The 20436-nt window shown below is 65.1% G+C and carries 19 protein-coding genes, 1 tRNA gene and 2 pseudogenes; 8 read left to right on the forward strand and 14 right to left on the reverse strand.

Annotated features, from left to right (window positions below; all coding sequences use genetic code 11):
• Together BN2503_RS20790 and BN2503_RS01650 are read right to left on the reverse strand one after the other, a co-directional pair.
• Positions 1-343: pseudogene (locus BN2503_RS20790) on the reverse strand (DDE-type integrase/transposase/recombinase); the annotation flags it as partial.
• 40 nt (positions 344-383) lie between these two features.
• Positions 384-701, reverse strand: a pseudogene (locus tag BN2503_RS01650) (transposase); the annotation flags it as partial.
• Positions 702-754: 53 nt separating this feature from the next.
• Between BN2503_RS01650 and BN2503_RS01655 the strand changes: the two are divergent.
• Together BN2503_RS01655 and BN2503_RS01660 are read left to right on the forward strand one after the other, a co-directional pair.
• On the forward strand, positions 755-1009 hold the full coding sequence (locus BN2503_RS01655) for a hypothetical protein (protein ID WP_139235358.1): 255 nt from the start codon (positions 755-757) through the stop codon (positions 1007-1009).
• A gap of 6 nt (positions 1010-1015) precedes the next feature.
• Complete coding sequence (locus BN2503_RS01660; RefSeq protein ID WP_054254910.1) at positions 1016-1900, forward strand: AbiTii domain-containing protein; 885 nt, start codon at positions 1016-1018, stop codon at positions 1898-1900.
• A 141-nt stretch (positions 1901-2041) separates the two neighbouring features.
• On the opposite strand, the gene BN2503_RS01665 is transcribed toward BN2503_RS01660, so the two are convergent.
• From BN2503_RS01665 to cysS, 6 genes are all read right to left on the reverse strand, one after another.
• Positions 2042-2134 (reverse strand) — tRNA-Ser (locus BN2503_RS01665).
• Positions 2135-2169: 35 nt separating this feature from the next.
• Entirely contained in the window at positions 2170-3438 is a 1269-nt protein-coding gene (locus BN2503_RS01670) for an aspartate kinase (RefSeq protein ID WP_054254911.1), read from the reverse strand.
• Positions 3439-3526: 88 nt separating this feature from the next.
• Positions 3527-4495 (reverse strand): tRNA lysidine(34) synthetase TilS, encoded by a 969-nt coding sequence (gene tilS, locus BN2503_RS01675; protein WP_054254912.1) that lies wholly within the window; start codon positions 4493-4495, stop codon positions 3527-3529.
• A gap of 105 nt (positions 4496-4600) precedes the next feature.
• Positions 4601-5578 (reverse strand): acetyl-CoA carboxylase carboxyltransferase subunit alpha, encoded by a 978-nt coding sequence (locus BN2503_RS01680; RefSeq protein WP_054254913.1) that lies wholly within the window; start codon positions 5576-5578, stop codon positions 4601-4603.
• A gap of 73 nt (positions 5579-5651) precedes the next feature.
• Positions 5652-6212: a DNA-3-methyladenine glycosylase family protein gene (locus tag BN2503_RS01685; protein WP_139235365.1), complete on the reverse strand. Its 561-nt coding sequence runs from the start codon at positions 6210-6212 to the stop codon at positions 5652-5654.
• 147 nt (positions 6213-6359) lie between these two features.
• Positions 6360-7739, reverse strand: coding sequence for a cysteine--tRNA ligase (gene cysS / locus BN2503_RS01690; RefSeq protein WP_054254915.1), 1380 nt, complete (start codon positions 7737-7739; stop codon positions 6360-6362).
• 165 nt (positions 7740-7904) lie between these two features.
• Here cysS and BN2503_RS01695 point away from each other — a divergent pair, with 165 nt between their 5' ends.
• The 6 genes from BN2503_RS01695 to BN2503_RS01720 all read left to right on the forward strand — a co-directional run bounded on the left by BN2503_RS01695 (position 7905) and on the right by BN2503_RS01720 (position 13094).
• Complete coding sequence (locus tag BN2503_RS01695; protein WP_054254916.1) at positions 7905-9005, forward strand: nuclear transport factor 2 family protein; 1101 nt, start codon at positions 7905-7907, stop codon at positions 9003-9005.
• A 74-nt stretch (positions 9006-9079) separates the two neighbouring features.
• The gene (locus BN2503_RS01700) at positions 9080-10315 is read left to right on the forward strand and encodes a L,D-transpeptidase family protein (protein ID WP_054254993.1); all 1236 of its coding nucleotides are present in this window, start codon (positions 9080-9082) and stop codon (positions 10313-10315) included.
• Positions 10312-10893: a peptidylprolyl isomerase gene (locus BN2503_RS01705; RefSeq protein ID WP_054254917.1), complete on the forward strand. Its 582-nt coding sequence runs from the start codon at positions 10312-10314 to the stop codon at positions 10891-10893. Before BN2503_RS01700 ends, BN2503_RS01705 begins: the two co-directional genes overlap by 4 nt.
• Positions 10894-10911: 18 nt before the next feature.
• Positions 10912-11439 (forward strand): peptidylprolyl isomerase, encoded by a 528-nt coding sequence (locus BN2503_RS01710; protein ID WP_054254918.1) that lies wholly within the window; start codon positions 10912-10914, stop codon positions 11437-11439.
• 15 nt (positions 11440-11454) lie between these two features.
• Complete coding sequence (locus tag BN2503_RS01715) at positions 11455-12234, forward strand: UDP-2,3-diacylglucosamine diphosphatase (RefSeq protein ID WP_054254919.1); 780 nt, start codon at positions 11455-11457, stop codon at positions 12232-12234.
• A 5-nt stretch (positions 12235-12239) separates the two neighbouring features.
• Complete coding sequence (locus BN2503_RS01720; RefSeq protein ID WP_054254920.1) at positions 12240-13094, forward strand: M90 family metallopeptidase; 855 nt, start codon at positions 12240-12242, stop codon at positions 13092-13094.
• Positions 13095-13266: 172 nt separating this feature from the next.
• Here BN2503_RS01720 and BN2503_RS01725 read toward each other — a convergent pair whose 3' ends face one another.
• The 6 genes from BN2503_RS01725 to BN2503_RS01750 form a co-directional block, all read right to left on the reverse strand.
• Positions 13267-14223 carry an NAD(P)H-dependent flavin oxidoreductase gene (locus tag BN2503_RS01725; protein ID WP_054254921.1) on the reverse strand — a complete coding sequence of 319 codons (957 nt, stop codon included), beginning with the start codon at positions 14221-14223 and terminating at the stop codon, positions 13267-13269.
• 94 nt (positions 14224-14317) lie between these two features.
• Positions 14318-16108, reverse strand: a complete 1791-nt coding sequence (locus BN2503_RS01730) for an acyl-CoA dehydrogenase (RefSeq protein ID WP_054254922.1) — start codon at positions 16106-16108, stop codon at positions 14318-14320.
• A gap of 91 nt (positions 16109-16199) precedes the next feature.
• The gene (locus BN2503_RS01735; RefSeq protein ID WP_054254923.1) at positions 16200-17132 is read right to left on the reverse strand and encodes an electron transfer flavoprotein subunit alpha/FixB family protein; all 933 of its coding nucleotides are present in this window, start codon (positions 17130-17132) and stop codon (positions 16200-16202) included.
• A gap of 20 nt (positions 17133-17152) precedes the next feature.
• Positions 17153-17902: an electron transfer flavoprotein subunit beta/FixA family protein gene (locus BN2503_RS01740; RefSeq protein ID WP_054254924.1), complete on the reverse strand. Its 750-nt coding sequence runs from the start codon at positions 17900-17902 to the stop codon at positions 17153-17155.
• A gap of 364 nt (positions 17903-18266) precedes the next feature.
• The gene (locus tag BN2503_RS01745) at positions 18267-19532 is read right to left on the reverse strand and encodes a mechanosensitive ion channel family protein (protein ID WP_082366465.1); all 1266 of its coding nucleotides are present in this window, start codon (positions 19530-19532) and stop codon (positions 18267-18269) included.
• A gap of 28 nt (positions 19533-19560) precedes the next feature.
• A complete protein-coding gene (locus tag BN2503_RS01750) occupies positions 19561-20346 on the reverse strand; it encodes an enoyl-CoA hydratase (RefSeq protein WP_054254926.1) in 786 nt (261 codons plus the stop codon).
• Between the last annotated feature and the right edge of the window lie 90 nt (positions 20347-20436).

The raw sequence follows: 20436 nt of genomic DNA on the forward strand, positions 1-20436 counted from the left end.
AGTCGTGGCTGGTCATCTCCGGGCCGTTGTCCATCCGGATCGATAGTGGCGCGCCGTACCAATCGACCAAACGGTCCATCGTGCGAATCAGCATCGAGGCCGGCAGTGACTGGGCCACCTGGATGGCCAGGGCCTCGCGGTTGGCCTCGTCGATCACGTTGAGGGTGCGGAACCGCCGGCCGTCGTAGAGCACGTCATGCATGAAGTCCAGCGCCCAGCCCTGATTGACGAACGATCCTGCAGTCAGCGGTACCGGCTCGCGTTTGGGGACGCGACGCTTCGTTCTGCGAGGAATGTTCAGCCCCAGCTCGCAGTACACCCGCCAGACCCGTTTGTGATTCCAAGGCGGGCGTGTCCGAATTTTTGTGTAAACGGGTCGGACTTCAATTGACGGAGATGCGGTCTCCGAACTGAATGGTAAATCGGGTCAGGGCAGCCTTCCAATCTCGGATGGGCAGGGTCCACTTCTGACTGATGTTGCGCAGGGCCAGGTAGAACAGCTTGGTCAGCGCCTCGTCGCTGGGGAACGAGCCCCGGTTCTTGGTCAGCTTCCTCAGGCTCATGTTCACCGACTCGATGGCATTGGTGGTGTAGATGACCTTGCGGATTTCCGGCGGGTAGTCAAAGAACGGGGTCAAGCGGCTCCAGCTCCTGCGCCAAGACTGACCGATGGGCAGGTACTCGGCATCCCAGCGGTCCTCAACGACAGATCGACGTCATCCGTACCGCCTTGCGGGTGTATCGCGTGCAGGGAGTGAAGCCCATTGAGGAAGCATTGCATCAAGTAGCTGGTGCGTACACGGTCGAAAAATCCCGCGTGGAAGCTGAACACGCGCAGGCTTCCGAGCCTACAAAAACTCTGTTTGCCCGTGCTGGAGCGGTAATCAAGAAGACTGCCGAAGTCGCGGACAACCTGGACAAGATCAGGAAGGCAGGTGAAGGGGCCTACACACTAGCCGCAAGCGTTGGGCCGCTGCTTTTGACCTACGGCCAAAACCTTCTGAAGTAAGCCTGTATGCCCGCACTTGTTCCTGAGCTTGTCATCATGGCGAGCAATCCCTCCGTACCGACTGACGACCTATTGCGCCGTGCGCTCGTTGTAGCGAAGCGCTTGAACGTAGGCGAACTGGTCAGTTGGATTGATGCGGAATTGAACGGGTACAAGATTGATCAAGAAGTCCCGGACTATCGAACGGTGCGAGGATTGCTAAGGGCAATCGACCTTTTTTCGGGAAGAAGCATTCCCCTGGAGGTGAACTCCGCGAAGTTGGCGCACAAGCTATCAACAATGCCATTGCGCCAGTCAATTACCGAACTAGAGCATCTTGCGGCCAGCCCCAGCGGAGTGAAGATCAACTACGGGCACGAGTGGCATCAAGCGCTTACAGAACATTTAGAGGATGACCTTTCTCCTTATGTGAGTGTTTCATGCGCTCAACTCCTCGCCGTCATATCTTCCGCAAGGAATCGCATCCTTGATTGGGGGTTAGACCTTGAGGGGCGCGGCATCCTCGGGGAGGGAATGTCATTCACGCAAAAGGAGAAGGAAGCCGTGCAAGAACAGCACTACCACTTCGGCAACGTGTCGGGTTCACAGATTCAGATCAGTTCCAACGGATCAACCCAGACCCAAGCCAACACAGGCACCGACATTGAAGCCTTGAAGGGCTTGGTGCAGGCATTGGGGGCCGCGCTGGCGGATGCCAAGGGCGATGCAGCCGACGAACTGCGGGCAGACATAGCAACGTTGAAGGCTCAGGCCGAATCTCCAAAGCCCAAGTGGGAGATCATCAAGGCCACCGCACGCAGCATCAAGACCGTAGCAGAGGGAGCAGCAGGCAACGTTCTTGCGAGTCTGGCACAGCCACACATCGCAACCTTGCTTGCTCTTGCAGGGTAGCAGAGGCTCCTTTCTCACTACTAGCGACCTCTGCAATCAATTGCAGAAGTCCTACCGGGTTAGCTTTGGGCGGATGTTTGGGCGGGAACGGATCCCACCAAAGAAAAAAGCCTAAGTGAATCAATCACTTAGGCTTCAATCTGGCGGAAACGGAGGGATTCGAACCCTCGATGAGGCTCTACACCCCATACTCCCTTAGCAGGGGAGCACCTTCGGCCACTCGGTCACGTTTCCGCAATCTCTCTATTATGCCTTAAATTAGGCCCAGTTTATGCGGTCGGTTGATCCAGATCGAACGCTTTGTGCAGAGCACGCACAGCCAGCTCCAGGTACTTCTCGTCGATGACCACGGATGTCTTGATCTCCGAAGTGGAGATCATCTGGATGTTGATGCCCTCTTCGCTCAGCACGCGGAACATCTTGGACGCCACGCCCACATGGCTGCGCATGCCGATGCCGACGATGCTGACCTTGCAGATGTTCGTGTCACCCACCACCTCTTGCGCGTTCAGCGCCGGCACCACTTTTTCCTTGAGCAGATCCAAGGTGCGCGCGTAATCGTTGTGGTTGACCGTAAAACTGAAATCCGTGCGGCCATCCTTGCTCATGTTCTGGATGATCACATCGACTTCAATGTTGGCATCGGCCACGGGGCCCAGGATCTGGTACGCGATGCCCGGCTTGTCCGGCACGCCGAGCACGGAAATCTTGGCTTCATCGCGGTTGAATGCAATGCCGGAAACGACGGCTTGTTCCATTTTTTCGTCTTCCTCAAAGGTGATCAAGGTGCCGGATGTGGCTTCTTCATTGATGTCGATATCCCAGGCCGTGAAGCTGGAGAGCACGCGCATGGGCACCTTGTACTTGCCGGCAAACTCCACCGAGCGAATCTGCAGCACTTTGCTACCCAGGCTGGCCATTTCGAGCATTTCCTCGAAGCTCACCGTTTTGAGGCGGCGCGCCTGGGGCACCACGCGCGGGTCGGTGGTGTAGACGCCATCCACATCGGTGTAGATCAGGCACTCGTCGGCCTTCATGGCGGCTGCCACAGCCACGGCCGAGGTGTCAGAGCCGCCGCGCCCCAGGGTAGTGATGTGACCGCCCTCGTCGATGCCCTGGAAGCCAGTAATGATGACCACCTTGCCGGCATCCAGGTCGGCACGCACGCGCTTATCGTCGATTGATTCGATACGTGCCTTGGTATAGCCGCTGTCAGTGCGGATCGGCACCTGCCAGCCGGTGTAGCTCACGGCCGGCTGGCCCTCGGACTGCAGCGCGATGGCCAGCAGCGCCGACGACGCCTGCTCGCCCGTAGCGGCCAACATGTCGAGTTCGCGGTGGTAGGCGGTGGAGGCGCGCGATGGTGCGAGTTCCTTGGCCAGTCCGAGCAGGCGATTGGTCTCGCCACTCATGGCGCTGGGCACCACCACCATCTGGTGGCCCGCCCGAGCCCATTTGGCGACGCGCTTGGCGACGTTGCGAATGCGCTCCGTGGAGCCCATCGACGTACCGCCGTATTTATGAACGAACAGTGCCATCTGAGATATTTGAAGATGATGAGGGATACGCACTGCAGCACCGCCGCAGGCAACCGGAAATTATACCGAGCCCCCCATGGTGCCCTGCTTACAACGACGGCGCGGTCAGTGCCTCGACAAACCCCAGCAGCTCGCCCTGGCGCACGACAAAGCCGCGCCCCACCTTGAGCTCGATACGGTGACCACGCGTGGCACAAGCCGCCAGCTGGTGTTGCAGTGCGTGCAATTGCGCCGTGCCGGGCGTGGTCTGGTGCGTCTGGCGCAGCCAGTAGCGCAACACGTTGGCCTGGCGCGCAGTCCCCAGGGCGCGTAACGCACCAATGGCAGGGGGCACCCCAACCGCCGCCAGATCCTGCTGCGCGATCTCTTGCAACAGTGCGTCGGCATGGGCAGCGTGCTGGCTGCTGCGCGCGAAGGTGTCGCGGAACTGGGGAAACGTGGCCTGCAACGCTGGCAACAGCTGCGCCCGGATGCGGTTGCGCGTATAGCGCTGATCCTGGTTGGTAGGGTCTTCCACCCAGGCCTCGCCACGCGCACGCAGCCAGTCGCGCACGGCTGCCCCCGGTACGCGCAGCAAGGGGCGGTGCCACTGCAGCCCGGCCCGCGCCCATTGCATGGGCATGGCGGCCAGCCCCGCCACGCCTGCGCCACGCGAAAGCGCCAGCAACAGGGTTTCGACCTGGTCGTCGGCATGCTGCGCCAGCGCTATGGATTGAATAGTTGCTGGCGCTTTCCTGTCCTGGGCTGCAGCCTCAAAAGCCCGGTAACGCGCATGGCGCGCGGCCTCTTCCGGGCTTTGCCCAGGGGCATGGCGCGCATCTACACGCTGCACCTGTAGCGGCACCTGCAAGCGCGCGCACAAAGCGGTGCAATGGCGCTCGAAGCCATCAGCCGCTGCCTGCAAGCCATGGTGCACGTGAATCGCCTGCACCTGGCCTGGCCAGCGCGCGGCACATGCGAGCAGCAGTGCGGTCGAGTCCGCACCGCCACTCAAGCCCACGGCCAGCGGCAACGCGGGGGCAAAGCAGCGCAACGCCTCGTCAAACGACTGCGTCATGGGCAACAACGTTTGGCACACCACATGGCGGCAGATTATCCAAGCACCAGGAACGCCAACGGCTCCACCAAGGGAGCCGTTGCAGGGGCCAAGACCGCCAAGGGGTTAGTGGTTGTCGGCCTTGGTGTCGGTAAAGCGGCCGTAGCTTTGCAGGCGCTCGTAGCGACGGTCCTGCAGCTCCTTGGGCTTGAGGTCAGCCAACTGGCGCCAGGCATCACCCAAGGCGCGCTTGAGGAAGGCAGCCATCTGCTTGGGGTCACGGTGCGCGCCACCCACGGGCTCGTTGACGATCTTGTCCACCAAGCCCAGCGCCTTCAGGCGGTGCGCGGTGATGCCCAGCGCATCGGCTGCATCTTTGGCCTTGTCGCTGGTCTTCCAGAGGATGGAAGCGCAGCCCTCAGGGCTGATGACGGAGTAGACCGAATACTGCAGCATCAGCGTCTGGTCGGCCACGCTGATAGCCAGCGCGCCACCAGAGCCGCCCTCGCCGATGATGGTGGTGATGATGGGCACTTCGAGCTGCGCCATCTCGTAGATGTTGCGGCCAATGGCTTCGGACTGCCCGCGCTCCTCGGCATCGATGCCGGGAAATGCGCCTGGGGTATCGACGAAAGTGAACACCGGCAGCTTGAACTTCTCCGCCGTCTTCATCAAGCGCAGCGCCTTACGGTAGCCCTCGGGCTTGCACATGCCGAAGTTGCGCAGGCCCCGCTCCTTGGTGTCGCGGCCCTTCTGCTGGCCGATGACCATACAGGCATGGCCATTGAAGCGCGCCAGGCCACCGACGATGGACAGGTCGTCGGCGAAATGCCGGTCGCCGTGCATTTCAACGAAATCGGTGAAGATTTCACGCACATAGTCGAGTGAATAGGGGCGCTCGGGGTGGCGCGCGATCTTCGTGATCTGCCAGGGCGTCAGGTCGCTGTAGATGTCCTTGGTGAGCTGCTGGCTCTTTTTGCTGAGCTGGTCGATCTCTTCCGAGATATCGACCGCGCTTTCGGTCTGCACGTAGCGCAGTTCTTCGATTTTGGATTCCAGCTCCGCGATGGGCTGCTCGAAATCCAGAAAGGTCTTTTTCGCCAAGATGTTTTCTCCTTGGGCGGCACGCTGGCGGGCGCGTGGCCAGGTACCGCCGTTTGCTGCGCACGCAGCCCGTTCAGTAGACAACGGGCAGCGGGTCGAGCGAGCGCCAAATATACCAAGTCGCCACCGTGCTCCATGGTTTCCAGGCAGCGGCCACTTCGCGCGCGTCGCTGCGGCTGACCGGGTCACCCGAAAAGTACAGGCGGCTGATGCCGTTGATGAGCCCCACGTCATCCAACGGCAGCACGTTCGGACGCATGAGATGAAAAATCAGGAACATCTCCGCCGTCCAGCGCCCCACGCCACGGATGGCCACCAGCTCGGCGATGATGGCCTCGTCGTCCATGCCCTGCCAATCCTGCACGTGCAGCTTGCCGTTGGCGAAATGCAGCGCCAGGTCGACCAGGTAGTCCACCTTGCGCGCCGACAGGCCGGCGGCGCGCATGTCGTCCACCTTGAGCTTGAGCACGGCTTCGGGCTCCATGCTGGCGGGCAGCAGGGCGAAGCGATCCCACACCGTCTGCGCCGCCTTGACCGAGATCTGCTGGCCCACGATGCTGCGCGCCAGCGTGCCGAAGGCATCGCCGCGCGTTTGCAGCGTGGCATCGGCAAACTGCGGAATCAGGCGCTTCATCACCCGGTCCTTCTTCACCAAGTGCTTGCAGGCCTCGGCCCAGTAGCTCGGCACAGTAGGGTCGGCAACTATGCTTTTAGTAGCTGCCACCGCTTACCCCATAAGCCTTGGATGCCATTTCGATGCCTAAAACCATGACGCCACCCCTCACTGTGCAGCTTCCCAGGTCGTTCCTGCAGGCGAGTCCTTGAGGACGATGCCCTGGGCCAGCAGTTCGGCGCGGATGCGGTCAGCCTCGGCGAAGTTCTTCGCCGCCTTGGCGGCGGCACGGGCGGCAATCTGCGCGGCGATGGCCGCATCATCCAGGCCCGCACCGGCCTGCAGAAAGGCTTTCGCGTCGCCCTGCAGCAGCCCCAGGCAGCCACCCAGCGCTTTGAGCAGCCCGGCCAGCGCGGTGCTACGCGTGCGGTTGACCTCGCCGGCCAGATCGAACAGCACGGCCACGGCCTCGGGCGTGCCGAAGTCCTCATCCATGGCCGCCTTGAAGCGCGCGGCATAAGGGTCGGCCCAGTCGATGGCAGTGACCTCGGCGGGCACCACCGCAGAAAGCGCGGTGTACAAGCGCTTGAGCCCTCCGCGCGCGTCCTGCAGGTGCGCGTCGCTGTAATTCAACGGGCTGCGGTAGTGCGAGCGCACGACGAAGAAACGAATGGTCTCGGCGTCGAACTGGCCCAGCACATCGCGGATGGTGAAGAAGTTGCCCAGGCTCTTGGACATCTTCTCGTTGTCGATATTGATGAAGCCGTTGTGCATCCAAAAGCGTGCCAGCGGCTGGCCGTTGGCGCCTTCGCTTTGGGCGATTTCGTTCTCATGGTGCGGGAACTGCAGATCGGCGCCGCCGCCGTGGATATCGAAGGTCTGGCCCAGCAGCGCGCCGCACATGGCCGAGCACTCGATATGCCAGCCCGGACGCCCCTGGCCATAGCCGCTGTCCCACTTGGCCTCTTGCGGCTCGCTGTCCTTGGCTGCCTTCCAGAGCACGAAGTCGAGCGGATCCTGCTTGCCGTCCTGCACCGCCACGCGCTCGCCCGCCTGCAGCTCGTCCAGCGTCTTGCCACTGAGCTTGCCGTAGCCAGGAAACTTGCGCACGGCGAAGTTCACATCGCCCGAAGGGGTGCGGTAGGCCAGGCCCTTGTCTTCGAGCTGGCGCACGATGTCCAGCATCTGCGGCACGTAGTCGGTGGCGCGCGGGTCGTGTGTCGGGCGTTCCACGCCCAGGGCGTCGGCGTCGCGGTACATCTCGTCGATCATGCGCTGCGTCAGCGCACCGATGGTTTCGCCGTTCTCCACGGCGCGGCGGATGATCTTGTCGTCGATGTCGGTGATATTGCGCACGAAGGTCACGGCGAGGCCGCTGGCACGCAGCCAGCGCTGCACCACATCAAAGGCCACCATGGAGCGCGCATGGCCCACATGGCACAGGTCGTACACCGTCATGCCGCACACATACATGCGCACATGGCCAGGCTCCAGCGGCGAAAACGGCTCCAATGCACGCGACAGCGTGTTGTAGATACGCAAACTCATGGGATGTCTTGGGGTGGGGGGACGCGGGGGGCACGGCAGGCCGCGGGAGCCCGGGTTTACCATTGGTAACAAAGCGCCAATGAGGGAAAGACCCCTCCGCTACAATCCGCCGCAGTATAAGCCCCCCGCCCTGCTGCGGGTGCCTCGCTCACTGAAAGCCCTTCCATGCCCTCACGCCCGACCCTGAGCCATGCCCTGCGCCTGCTGGCGCTGGCTGCTGCACTCGCCACCGCCCTGCCAGCGCGCGCCGACGACTACACCGACGTCAGCCAGCTGGTGCGCAGCGGCAAGCTGGCCGACGCACTGACCAAGGTCGAGCAGTACCTGGCCACCAAGCCGCGCGATCCGCAAATGCGCTTTCTCAAGGGCGTGATCCAGACCGAGTCGGGCAAGACGGGCGACGCCATCCAGACCTTCACCCGCCTGACCGAGGACTACCCCGAGCTGCCTGAGCCGTACAACAACCTGGCGGTGCTCTACGCCGGGCAGAACCAGTATGACAAGGCACGCACGGCGCTGGAGATGGCCATCCGCACCAACCCCAGCTACGCCACGGCGCACGAAAACCTGGGCGACGTCTACGCACGACTGGCCGGCCAAGCCTACAGCAAGGCCCTGCAGCTCGACAGCGGCAACGCTGCCGTGCCGCCGAAGCTGGCGCTGATCCGTGACATGTTCGCCCCTGCACAGGCCGCAGCCCCCAAGGGTGCCAAGCCGGCACCTGTACCTGCCCCCGCACCTGCGCCCGCGGCCACGCCAGCAGCGCCGTCCCCGGCACCAGCCGCCACACCCGTGGCGGCGCCAGCCTCTGCACCCGCGCCTGCGCCCACCAAGGCCCCCGAGCCGGCAGCCAAGCCCGCGCCCGCCGTAGAGCCTGCCGCCGCTGCGGCACCAGCACCAGCACCCGCCACCGCCGCACCGAACCCTGCAGAGAAAGAGGTCGAGGCCGCCGTTAATGCCTGGGCGCGCGCCTGGGCGGCCAAGGACATGGGAGCCTACCTGGGTGCCTACGGCAAAGACTTCGACACCCCCGGCAAGCTCTCGCGCAAGGACTGGGAAAAGCAGCGCCGCGACCGCATCGTGGGCAAGTCCAGCATCACCGTGAAGCTCAACAACCTGAACATCAAAGTGGACGGAAACAAGGCCGAGGCGCGCTTTCGCCAAGACTACAAGGCCGATGCTCTCTCCGTCTCCAGCCGCAAGACGCTGCATCTTGTGAAGTCCGGTGATCGCTGGCTCATCGTCAAGGAATCCACGGGCGCCTGATGGCACCCGACATGCCGCGCGCCCGTAAGGGCGCGCCGTTTTTTTTGCCGCAGGCCCTGCGCCTGCAAGTGTGCATGGGACGACGACTCTCCTCTTTCCTCCTGATCGCGGCGCTGGCATGCGCCAGCCTGCCAGCGGCCGCCGCCCCGTCAAACTCCGCACGCAAGGCCGCGCCCGCAGCGCGCCAGCCTGCAGCCCCCCCGCCGCGTGACGGGCAGGCCGAGAGCCGGTTGATCGAGGCTTACCGCCTCGTCGGCCAGGGGCGCCGGCGCGATGCCCTCGCCCATGCCGAGCGCCTGGTGCGCGACTACCCCCAGTTCCAGCTGGCGCAGCTGCTCTATGGCGACCTGCTGGCCACGCAGGTACCGCCGGGCAAGACCGTTCCGGGCCGCCCCGAAGCCAGCGCCCCGCTGCTGCGCGAGCTGCAGCAGGAGGCCCAACTGCGCCTGCAAGCGCTGCGCGAACGCCCCCCGGCAGGCGCCATACCGGCGCAGTTCCTGGCCCTGGCACCCAGCGCGCGCCATGCCATCGCCGTGGACACCTCGCGCGCGCGGCTGTACTTGTTCGAGAACGGCCCCCATGGCCCGCAGCTGGTGGCAGACTACTACGTCTCGGTCGGCAAACAGGGCGTGGAAAAGGTGGCCGAAGGCGACATGCGCACCCCGCTGGGCGTGTACTTCATCGGCAGCAACCTCGACCCCAAGTCCCTGAAAGACTTCTACGGTGCGGGTGCACTGACCCTGAACTACCCCAACCCCTACGACCTGCGCCGCGGCAAGACCGGCAGCGGCATCTGGGTGCACGGCACACCGCCTGAGCAGTACTCACGCGCGCCCCAGGCCACGGACGGCTGCGTAGTCATGGCCAACACCGACCTGGCACGCCTGCTGCGCACGGTGGAAGTGCGCAGTACGCCCGTGGTCATTGCGCGCCAGCTGCAGTGGGTGGCACCGCAGAGCCTGCAGGCCGAACGCCACGCCTTCACCAGCCAGCTGCAGGCCTGGCAGCAGGCCAAGCGCAGCGGCGATCTGCAGCGCCTGCTGTCGTTCTATGCCAGCGACTTCGCCAGCTACGACAAGAGCCTGGCCGACTGGACGCCGGTGCTGCAGCGCGAAGTGCAGAAACTCCAGGGACGCAACTTCGCGCTCAAGGATCTGTCCTACCTGCGCTGGAGCGACAGCGCCGACACCATGGTGGTGACCTTCGGCGAGGTGGCCGAGGGTGCGCGCACCGGCCCCGTCAAGCGCCAGTACTGGCTCCGCCAAGGCGGCGGTGCCTGGAAGATCTTTTTTGAAGGAGTGATCGGATGATTTCCCGTAGAAATTCGACTTTGGCCCTTGCCAGCATTGCGCTGGCAGCTACTTTTTCCGCAGCATCGGTGCGGGCCGAAGAAGCGCCCAAAGTCAAGCTGGCCACCAGCATGGGCGATATCGTGGTGCAACTCGACCCGGCCAAGGCGCCCAAGACGGTGGAGAACTTCCTGCAGTACGTCAAGGACAAGCACTACGACGGCACGGTGTTCCACCGCGTCATTGACGGCTTCATGATCCAGGGCGGCGGCTTCACCGCCGACATGGTGCAAAAGCCCACGCGCGCGCCCATCCCGCTGGAAGCGAAGAACGGGCTGAAGAACGACACTTACACCATCGCCATGGCGCGCACCGGCATTCCTGACTCGGCCACCGCGCAGTTCTTCATCAACGTCAAGGACAACGCCATGCTCAATGCCCCCAACCCTGACGGCCACGGCTACGCCGTGTTCGGCAAGGTGGTGAGCGGCACCGAGGTGGTGGACAAGATCAAGGCCGTGGCTACGGGCAACAAGGGCGGCCACCAGAACGTGCCCACCACCCCCGTCACCATCCAATCTGCAACGCTGGTCAAATAACCGAAAGGACACCGCACCATGAGCAACCCACAAGTCGAACTGCACGTCACCATCCACGTCGCGGAAACCGCCACCCCTGGCGTCATCACGCTGGAGCTGGACGCCGTCAACGCCCCCAAAACCACAGCCAACTTCCTGAACTACGTGAACAAGGGCTTCTATGACGGCACCGTGTTCCACCGCGTCATCAAGAACTTCATGGCCCAGGGCGGCGGCTTCACCGCCGACATGAAGCAAAAGCCCACCGACGACCCGATCGAGAACGAAGCCGCCAACGGCCTGAAGAACGAGGCCTACACCATCGCCATGGCGCGCACCAACGACCCGCACAGCGCCACTGCCCAGTTCTTCATCAACGTGGTGGACAACGCCTTCCTGAACCACACCGCGCCTTCCGGCCAGGGCTGGGGCTACGCCGTGTTCGGCAAGGTGGTCAAGGGCCAGGATGTGGTCGACGCCATCAAGAAAGTGCGCACCACGCGCAAGGGCTTCCATGACGACGTGCCCTTCGACCCCGTGGTGATTGACAAGGCCGTGGCGCTGTAAAGCCCCCCTGTCCGCATGCCACCGACCGTGCCCCGCGCCGAGGAGCTGACCGCAGCACCGGCGTGGCGCACGGTTGATTTTTTGTCGGATCTGCACCTCGATCCAGGCCACGAAGCCACCGTGCAGGCCCTGGCCGGCTACCTTGCCCACACGCCGGCCGACGCCATTTTTCTGCTGGGCGACCTGTTCGAGGTCTGGGTTGGCGATGACGCCCTGGCCGAGCCCGGCAGCTTCGAGTCGCGCTGCTGCGCGCTGCTGGCGCAGGCCGCGCGCCAGCACGCGCTGTACTTCCTGCACGGCAACCGCGACTTCCTCATCGGCGAGGGCTTCGCCCGCGCCAGCGGCGTTGCACTGCTGCCCGACCCCACGGTGCTGGCCTTTGCCGGACAGCGCTGGCTGCTCTCGCACGGCGACGCGCTGTGCCTGGACGACGTGGAATACCAGCGCTTTCGCGCCTTGGCGCGCAGCCCGGCATGGCAGCACGCCTTCCTGGCAGCCCCCCTGGCGCAGCGGCGCGCGCAGGCGCGCAGCATGCGGGCGCAGAGCGAGGCACACAAGCACGCCAGCAGCTGGTACGCCGACGTGGACCACCCCGCTGCCCTGGCCTGGCTGCAGGCCGCCAGCGCGCAGGCACTGATCCACGGCCACACGCACCGCCCTGCCACCCACGTGCTCGCCCCCGGCCAGCTGCGCCACGTGCTCAGCGACTGGGATCTGGACGCCACGCCCCCACGCGCGGAAGTGCTGCGCCTGACGGCCAAGGGCTTGGAACGCCTGCCCCTCGCCCCCAGGTAGGAGCGATGCCTGCCTTCCCCCTGCTCCAGCGCGCCTGGAACCGGCTGCGCGCCCGCGTGGCGCCCGTGCCCGACATCTCCGCCGCGCTGTGGCTGCACACCCTGGGCCAGTACCCCTTTTTGGCAGCGCTGACGCTGCCCGAGCAGGCCAAGCTGCGCGCGCTGGCAGCGCTGTTCCTGCAGCGCAAGGAGTTCACCGGCGCACACGGCCTCGAAGTGACCGACGCCATGGCCGTTGCCATTGCCGCCCAGGCCTGCCTGCCGCTGCTGCACCTGGGTGCACCGCGCGCCGCGCTGGCCTGGTACGACGATTTCGTGGGCATCGTGGTGCACCCTGGCGACGCGCTGGCGCGCCGCACCACCACGGACGAAGCCGGCGTGGTGCACCACTACCACGAGGTGCTGCTGGGCGAGGCCATGGAACGCGGCCCGGTCATGCTGAGCTGGCAGGCCGTGCAAGACGCAGCCCACCACAGCCAGCGCGGCGCCAACGTGGTGGTGCACGAATTCGTGCACAAGATGGACATGCGCAACGGCCCGGCCGACGGCTACCCGCCGCTGCCCGCCGGCTTCATGGGCAGCACCAGCGCGCGCGCCGCCCGCGCGGCCTGGCACGATGCCTGGGCGCCCGCTTACGCACACTTTCGCGAGCGCGTGATCATTGCCCAGCGCTTCGGCGGCGAGCGGCCCTGGCTCGACGCCTACGGCGCCACCGCGCCGGCCGAGTTCTTTGCCGTGGCGTGCGAAGCCTACTTCGTCAACCGCCCGCGCTTCGCGCAGGAGTTTCCGGCACTGCTGCCGCTGCTGGACGGGTTCTTCCGGCGCTCAGAGGAAAATACGGCTCCAGGGCTTGTGGAGTAAGCGCTGCAAGCTCTTTTTTTAAGAGCAAAAGCGGTTCGCTGCACTCGTACCAAAAAAGCGCAAGGCAGTGCGCAGGCCCTATGGCTGAAGCCCGTGGCCAGACCCCATCCCTTCACCCCAAAAACAGGGGGCGCAAGCCCCGCCTGCGCCCCCGCTATAAAAAATCAAGTAATCAGCGCAGCGCCAGGCGCTCGCGCGCGGCCTGGTACTCGCGGCGCAGGCGCGCCACCAGCTCGGCCGTGCTCGTGACCGCGTCCACGGCACCAATGCCCTGGCCGCAACCCCAAATGTCTTTCCAGGCCTTGGCTGCGGCGCCGCCGCCAAAGTTCATCTTGCTCGGATCGGACTCGGGCAGGTTCTCCGGGTCCAGCCCGGCGGCGCGGATCGACGGGGCCAGGTAGTTGCCATGCACGCCGGTAAACAGGTTGCTGTAGACCACGTCGTCGGAGCTGCCATCGACGATGGCCTGCTTGTAGGCATCGCTGGCGCGCGCCTCGTGCGTGGCGATGAAAGCCGAGCCGATGTAGGCAAAGTCCGCCCCCATGGCCTGCGCCGCCAGAATGGCATTGCCCGAGGCGATGGCGCCGGACAGGGCCAGCGGGCCGTCGAACCACTGGCGGATTTCCTGGATGAGCGCGAACGGGCTCTTCACGCCCGCGTGGCCGCCCGCACCGGCCGCCACGGCGATCAGGCCATCGGCGCCCTTTTCCACGGCCTTGTGCGCGAACTTGTTGTTGATGACGTCGTGCAGCACCACGCCGCCCCAGCCGTGCACGGCCTGATTCACGTCCTCGCGCGCGCCCAGGCTGGTGATGACGATGGGCACCTTGTACTTGGCGCACACCTGCATGTCGTGCTCCAGGCGGTCGTTGCTCTTGTGCACGATCTGGTTGATGGCGAACGGCGCGGCAGGCGACTCGGGGTGCGCCTTGTCCCAGGCGGCTAGGGTTTCGGTGATCTCGGCCAGCCAGTCGTCGAGCTGCTCCGCCGGGCGTGCGTTCAGCGCCGGCATGGCGCCGATGATGCCCGCCTGGCACTGGGCAATGACAAGCTGGGGGTTGCTGATGATGAACAGCGGCGAACCAATGACGGGCAGCGTGGGCTTTTGCAGAACGGGCGGCAGGGCCATTTTTGTCTCCTGAAATAATCGTCAAAAAGGGCTGCAGCGCTTTCCAGGAAAGCGCTAGCAGCTCTTATTTACATAGCACCTTGGCGACCGCGGCTCAGAACGCCTCCAGCGGGAGCGCGCAAGCGCTCTCACCGCCATGCACGATGGCGTCGCGCAGGCCCGAGGCCTTCACCAGGATGTGCTCGGCGTAGAAGCGCGCCGTGGCTACCTTGGCCTGCATGAAGGCCAGGTCTTCGCCCGCCGCGGCCTTGGCCTGGGCCACCAGCAGCGCGCGGCCCATCTGCCAGCCGGCCACCAGGTTGCCCGTCAGCATGAGGTAGGGCACGCTGCCGGCAAACACGGCATTGGGCTGGGCCTTGGTATTGCCAGCGACGAAGTCCACCACCTCCAGGAAAGCTGCGCGCGCAGCGGCCAGGCGCTGGGCCACGGCCAGGGCCGCAGCGGTGCCGCTGGCGGTGAGTTCACCCTCGGTCTTCTCGATCTGCGCGGCGATGGCCTTGGCCATCTGGCCGCCGTCGCGGCTGGTCTTGCGGCCCACCAGGTCGTTGGCCTGGATGGCGGTGGTGCCTTCGTAGATGGTCAGGATCTTCGAGTCGCGGTAGTGCTGGGCCGCGCCGGTTTCCTCAATGAAGCCCATGCCGCCGTGCACCTGCACGCCCAGGCTGGTGACTTCCTGGCTCATCTCGGTGCTGTAGCCCTTGACCAGCGGCACCATGAATTCGTAGAACGCCGCGTTGTCGCTGCGCACCTGGGCATCGGGGTGGTGGTGGGCGGCGTCGTAGGCAGCGGCGGCCACGCTGGCCATGGCACGGCAGCCCTCGGTGTAGGCGCGCATGGTCATCAGCATGCGGCGCACATCGGGGTGGTGGATGATGGCGGCGGCACCGGCCACCGAGCCATCGACCGGACGGCTTTGCACGCGGTCGCGTGCGTACTGCACGGCCTGCTGGTAGGCGCGCTCGGCCACGGCAATGCCCTGCACGCCCACGCCGTAGCGCGCGGCGTTCATCATGATGAACATGTATTCGAGGCCGCGGTTTTCCTCGCCCACCAGGTAGCCGATGGCACCGCCGTGGTCGCCGAACTGCAGCACTGCCGTGGGCGAGGCCTTGATGCCGAGCTTGTGCTCGATGGAGACGCAGTGCACGTCGTTGCGCGCGCCCAGGCTGCCGTCGGCGCCCACCATGAACTTGGGCACCACAAACAGGCTGATGCCCTTGACGCCCTCGGGCGCACCGACCACGCGCGCCAGCACCAGGTGGACGATGTTGTCCGCCATGTCGTGCTCACCGTAGGTGATGAAGATCTTGGTGCCAAAAATCTTGTACGTGCCATCGGGCTGCGGCTCGGCCTTGGTGCGCACCAGCGACAGGTCGGAGCCGGCCTGGGGCTCGGTCAGGTTCATGGTGCCGGTCCACTCGCCGGAGATCAGCTTCTCCAGGTAGGTGGCCTTGAGCGCATCGCTGCCCGCCGTGAGCAGCGCCTCGATAGCGCCGTCGGTGAGCAGCGGGCACAGCGCGAAGCTCAGGTTGGCGCTGTTGATCATCTCGCCGCAGGCGGCGCCGATGGTCTTGGGCAGGCCCTGGCCGCCGAAGTCGGTCGGGTGCTGCAGGCCTTGCCAGCCGCCCTCGGCGAACTGGCGGTAGGCTTCCTTGAAGCCGGGGGTGGTGGTGACCTGGCCGTCCTTCCAGGCGGAAGGGTTCTTGTCGCCCTCGACGTTGAGCGGAGCCACCACGCCTTCGTTGAACTTGGCGCACTCCTCCAGCACAGCGGCGGCGGTCTCCAGGCCGGCATCTTCGAAGCCGGGGATCTGGGCCACTTGGTCAATACGGGCCAGGTGCTCGATGGCGAAGAGCATGTCTTTGACGGGGGCGGTGTAACTCATGGGTTCTCCAACGCAGGAACAGGAATCAGGGGAAAGGGGGGAGATGAAAAAAAAGGCATCGCAAGCGATGCCTTTTCTTCGGCGCAGCGGTTTACAGGGCCTTGACGAGTTCCGGCACGGCCGTGAACAGGTCAGCCTCCAGGCCGTAGTCGGCCACAGAGAAGATCGGCGCCTCGGGATCCTTGTTGATCGCCACGATCACCTTGGAGTCCTTCATACCGGCCAAGTGCTGGATGGCGCCCGAGATACCTGCAGCGATGTACAGCTGCGGCGCCACGATCTTGCCGGTCTGGCCCACTTGCAGGTCGTTCGGCGCGTAGCCGGCATCCACGGCAGCGCGCGAGGCGCCGATGGCGGCACCCAGCTTGTCGGCCAGGGGGGTCATGACTTCGTTGAACTTCTCGGCGCTGCCCAGCGCACGGCCACCGGAGACGATGATCTTGGCGGCGGTGAGTTCCGGACGGTCGCTCTTGGTCACTTCACGGCCCGAGAAGCGGCTCTTGCCGCTGTCGGCCACGGCAGCCACGGTTTCCACGGCAGCGCTGCCGCCGGTGGCGGGTGCGGCGTCAAAGCCCGTGGTGCGCACCGTGATGACCTTCACGGCGTCGGCCGACTGCACGGTGGCAATCGCGTTGCCCGCGTAGATGGGACGCTCGAAAGTGTCGGCGCTCTCCACCTTGGTGATGTCGCTGATCTGGGCCACGTCCAGCTTGGCAGCCACGCGCGGTGCCACGTTCTTGCCGCCAGCGGTGGCGGGGAACAGAAGGTGGCTGTAGCCGCCGGCCACGGCGAGCACCTGGGCCGCGAGGTTCTCGGCCAGGCCGTCCTTCAGCGCGGCGCCGTCGGCGTGCAGCACCTTGGCCACGCCAGCGATCTGTGCGGCAGCGGCAGCGGCGGCGCCTGCGCCTTCACCGGCGACGAGCACGTGCACGTCGCCGCCGCAGGCCTTGGCTGCGGTCACGGCATTGAGGGTGGCGGCCTTGATGGAGGCGTTGTCGTGTTCTGCAATGACGAGTGCGGTCATGTTCTTTTCTCCTTCGGCCTTCAGATGACCTTGGCTTCGTTCTTGAGCTTGTCCACCAGGGTGGCGACGTCGGGCACCTTCACACCGGCGCCGCGCTTGGCGGGCTCGGCCACCTTGAGGGTCTTGAGGCGCGGGGCCACGTCCACACCCAGGTCGGCGGGCTTGACAGTGTCCAGCGGCTTCTTCTTGGCCTTCATGATGTTGGGCAGCGTGACGTAGCGCGGCTCGTTCAGGCGCAGGTCGGTGGTGATGACGGCCGGCAGCGACAGTTGCAGCGTCTCCAGGCCACCGTCGACTTCACGCGTCACGGTGACAGCGTCAGCCGCCAGCTCGACCTTGGAAGCAAAAGTGGCTTGCGGCAGATCGGCCAGCGCGGCCAGCATCTGGCCGGTCTGGTTGGCATCGTCGTCGATGGCCTGCTTGCCCAGGATGACCAGGGCGGGCTGCTCCTTGTCCACCAGCGCCTTGAGCAGCTTGGCCACTGCCAGGGGCTGCAGCTCGGCGTCGGTTTCCACCAGAATGCCGCGGTCGGCGCCGATGGCCATGGCCGTGCGCAGCGTTTCCTGGCACTGCGCCACGCCGCAGGAGACGGCAACGATCTCGGTCACCACGCCTTTTTCCTTCAGGCGCACAGCCTCCTCGACGGCGATTTCGTCAAAGGGGTTCATGCTCATCTTGACGTTGGCGATGTCCACGCCCGTGTTGTCCGATTTCACGCGGACCTTCACGTTGTAGTCCACCACGCGCTTGACAGGGACCAAAACCTTCATTGCAGCGGCTCCTTGGGAGTTGATTGAATTGACGTTTACGTAAACTGGAATATTGTATGCCGCACAGTGGCGAGCGGCGGCGGGTTACGCCAACCAGGCCACACATCAGCAAAAAAGAACGATCGTGCTTTTTGAAGGATTATAGGCCAGCACTGCTTTTGGCAGAGAGGCCTGGCTGTCGCTTCGGGCGCATCGGCGCCACCGGGCGCGGCGCGCGCAGCCAGGCTACTGTACCTGCTGCCGTGCGCCGGCAGTGGCCGCCTGGTGCTACGTGGCGCGTGGTGCGCGACCTTTCACGCAACAAAAGTGTCTTAAAGGCTTGCGCAAAAAGCGCCACAAGCTATTCAATCAATAGCAAATTGCGCTATTGCGGTGCTTTGTCGCCGGGCCAATGCAGCACCCGCTGCGGGTAGGGAATATCCACGCCATGCGCGCGCAAGGCGCGCAGGATGCCCAGGTTGATCTGCGAGCGCAGGCCCAGCGTGCCGTTTTCCGGGTCGTTGATCCAGAAGCCCACGGTGAACTCCAGGCCATCGGCGCCGAAGGCCGACAGCGCCACGCTGGGCGCGGGGTCGCGCAGCACGCGCGGGCTGGCGAGCGCCGCCTCGCCCAGCAGGCGCATGACCAGATCGACGTCGCTGTCGTAGCCCACGCTGACCACGGTAGAGTGCCACACCCTGAGGTCGGCCAGCGAAAGGTTCTCGACGCGGCTGGTCATCAGCATCTCGTTGGGCACGATGGACTCGCGCCCCCCGCCCGAGCGGATCACGGTGTAGCGCCCGGTGATGTCGGTGATGCGCCCCTCGAAGTTGTCCACGCGCACGTTGTCGCCAATGCGGATGCTGCGCTCGGCCAGGATGACGAAACCGCTCACATAGTTGGCCGCCAGTTTCTGCAGGCCAAAGCCGATGCCCACGCCCACCGCGCCACCCAGCACCGACAGCGCCGTGAGGTCGATACCCACCGCCGACAGTGCAATGGTGAGCCCAAGGAACAGCAGCAGCGCACGGATGGCGTTGCTCAGCGCCTTGCGCACCGACAGGCTGCTGCCCGTGGCCGAGCGCAGCAGCCAGCCGTCGATGCCCGAGGAAATCCACAGCGCCACGATCATCACCAGGCCCGCGGTAAGCGTCCCTTCCAGCAGGGTGCGTACCGACATGGTGCTGCTGCCCACTTTCCAGGTGATGTCCTCCAGATCCTGCAGCAACAGTGGCAACAGCCCTGTGACCCACAGCACCATGCCGAGCCAGCCAGCCCACGAGAGCGTGCGCTCGATGGGCCGCACCCAGACTGAATCCGGAAAGGCCGCCTGCAGCACCTTTGCGCCGGTGCGGATCACCGCCAGCGCCACCAACGCCGGAATGGCCAGCTTGAATACGGCCAGCGGCAGCCACAGCGCCACCAGCGCACGCCCCGCATAGGCCAGCGCCAGCAGCGTGAGCGGGAACAGCGCGCCGTCGACCACGCTACGCCCCCAGAGGATGGAGCGCCGGTCATGCGCCCGGCTCCTGCGCGACAACCGCTGCACCAGCACCCAAGCCAGCGCCACGCAGACAGCCAGCACGCCCAACTCGACCAGCGCGCCGGGCTGCAGGAAGCGCTCGAACCAGTGGCCCACGTCGTCAAACATTGGTTTATCCGATCCGCCCTGGGCCATCTCAGGCCTTCCACGCAGGCTGGCGTTTCTCGGCGAAGGCGCGGGCGCCTTCCTGCGCGTCGGCATCCATCATGTTGGCGGCCATGGTCTGGCCAGCCAGTTGGTAGGCGGCGTCCAGGCCCAGCTCGCGGTGCTGGTAGACCACGGCCTTGCCCATGGCCACGGCCACGCGCGGCTTGCCGAGGATGGACTGCACAAGCTTCTCCACCTCGGCGTCCAGCGCCTCGGCTGGTACCACACGGTTGACCAGGCCCTGTTCGAGCGCAGTGCGCGCATCGATGAAGTCGCCGGTGAGCAGCATCTCCATGGCCCGCTTGGCGGGCACGTTGCGCACCAGGGGCACGCTGGGCGTGGCACAGAACAGGCCGTAATGGATGCCGCTGGTGGCAAAGCTGGCATCCTCGCTGGCCACGGCCAGGTCGCACTGGGCGACGAGCTGGCAGCCTGCCGCCGTGGCCATGCCATGCACGCGCGCAATGACCGGCACGGGCAGTTTATGGATCGACAGCATCATGCGCGAACACTGGGCGAACAACTGCTGGTAATACGCCAGCTCCGGGTGCTGCGCCATTTCCTTGAGGTTGTGGCCCGCGCAGAACGCGCGGCCATTGGCGGCCAGCACCACCACGCGCGCACCCTCGTCGCGCGCCACGTTGTCCAGCGCCTGTTGCAGTGCGGCGAGCATGTCTGCGCCCAACGCGTTGAAGCGCGCTGGATCGTTCAGCGTCAGGGTGACCACGCCGCGCGCATCGCGCGTAGTCTGGAGAAGCTCGGAAGTGGGGTTCATGATGGGGGCTCCTGTGTGCACCGCAGGCGCTGCGGCGCTTTGGACATGGCGCCCCCCGTGCAAGGAGTGGGACGCCGGAACGGGTTCCGG

The sequence above is a fragment of the Paenacidovorax caeni genome, assembly GCF_001298675.1.
In the GTDB taxonomy this organism is placed as follows: Bacteria; Pseudomonadota; Gammaproteobacteria; order Burkholderiales; family Burkholderiaceae_C; genus Paenacidovorax; species Paenacidovorax caeni.

Coding starts and splice junctions, on each gene's coding strand:
- BN2503_RS01685 (WP_139235365.1), bottom strand. CDS start 6,212: ATGAAGCGCCTGATTCCGCAGTTTGCCGATGCCACGCTGCAAACGCGC.
- BN2503_RS01660 (WP_054254910.1), top strand. CDS start 1,016: ATGCCCGCACTTGTTCCTGAGCTTGTCATCATGGCGAGCAATCCCTCC.
- BN2503_RS01725 (WP_054254921.1), bottom strand. CDS start 14,223: ATGGCCCTGCCGCCCGTTCTGCAAAAGCCCACGCTGCCCGTCATTGGT.
- BN2503_RS01705 (WP_054254917.1), top strand. CDS start 10,312: ATGATTTCCCGTAGAAATTCGACTTTGGCCCTTGCCAGCATTGCGCTG.
- BN2503_RS01735 (WP_054254923.1), bottom strand. CDS start 17,132: ATGACCGCACTCGTCATTGCAGAACACGACAACGCCTCCATCAAGGCC.
- BN2503_RS01720 (WP_054254920.1), top strand. CDS start 12,240: ATGCCTGCCTTCCCCCTGCTCCAGCGCGCCTGGAACCGGCTGCGCGCC.
- cysS (WP_054254915.1), bottom strand. CDS start 7,739: ATGAGTTTGCGTATCTACAACACGCTGTCGCGTGCATTGGAGCCGTTT.
- BN2503_RS01700 (WP_054254993.1), top strand. CDS start 9,080: ATGGGACGACGACTCTCCTCTTTCCTCCTGATCGCGGCGCTGGCATGC.
- BN2503_RS01730 (WP_054254922.1), bottom strand. CDS start 16,108: ATGAGTTACACCGCCCCCGTCAAAGACATGCTCTTCGCCATCGAGCAC.
- BN2503_RS01715 (WP_054254919.1), top strand. CDS start 11,455: ATGCCACCGACCGTGCCCCGCGCCGAGGAGCTGACCGCAGCACCGGCG.
- BN2503_RS01710 (WP_054254918.1), top strand. CDS start 10,912: ATGAGCAACCCACAAGTCGAACTGCACGTCACCATCCACGTCGCGGAA.
- BN2503_RS01695 (WP_054254916.1), top strand. CDS start 7,905: ATGCCCTCACGCCCGACCCTGAGCCATGCCCTGCGCCTGCTGGCGCTG.
- BN2503_RS01740 (WP_054254924.1), bottom strand. CDS start 17,902: ATGAAGGTTTTGGTCCCTGTCAAGCGCGTGGTGGACTACAACGTGAAG.
- BN2503_RS01670 (WP_054254911.1), bottom strand. CDS start 3,438: ATGGCACTGTTCGTTCATAAATACGGCGGTACGTCGATGGGCTCCACG.
- BN2503_RS01745 (WP_082366465.1), bottom strand. CDS start 19,532: ATGTTTGACGACGTGGGCCACTGGTTCGAGCGCTTCCTGCAGCCCGGC.
- tilS (WP_054254912.1), bottom strand. CDS start 4,495: ATGACGCAGTCGTTTGACGAGGCGTTGCGCTGCTTTGCCCCCGCGTTG.
- BN2503_RS01750 (WP_054254926.1), bottom strand. CDS start 20,346: ATGAACCCCACTTCCGAGCTTCTCCAGACTACGCGCGATGCGCGCGGC.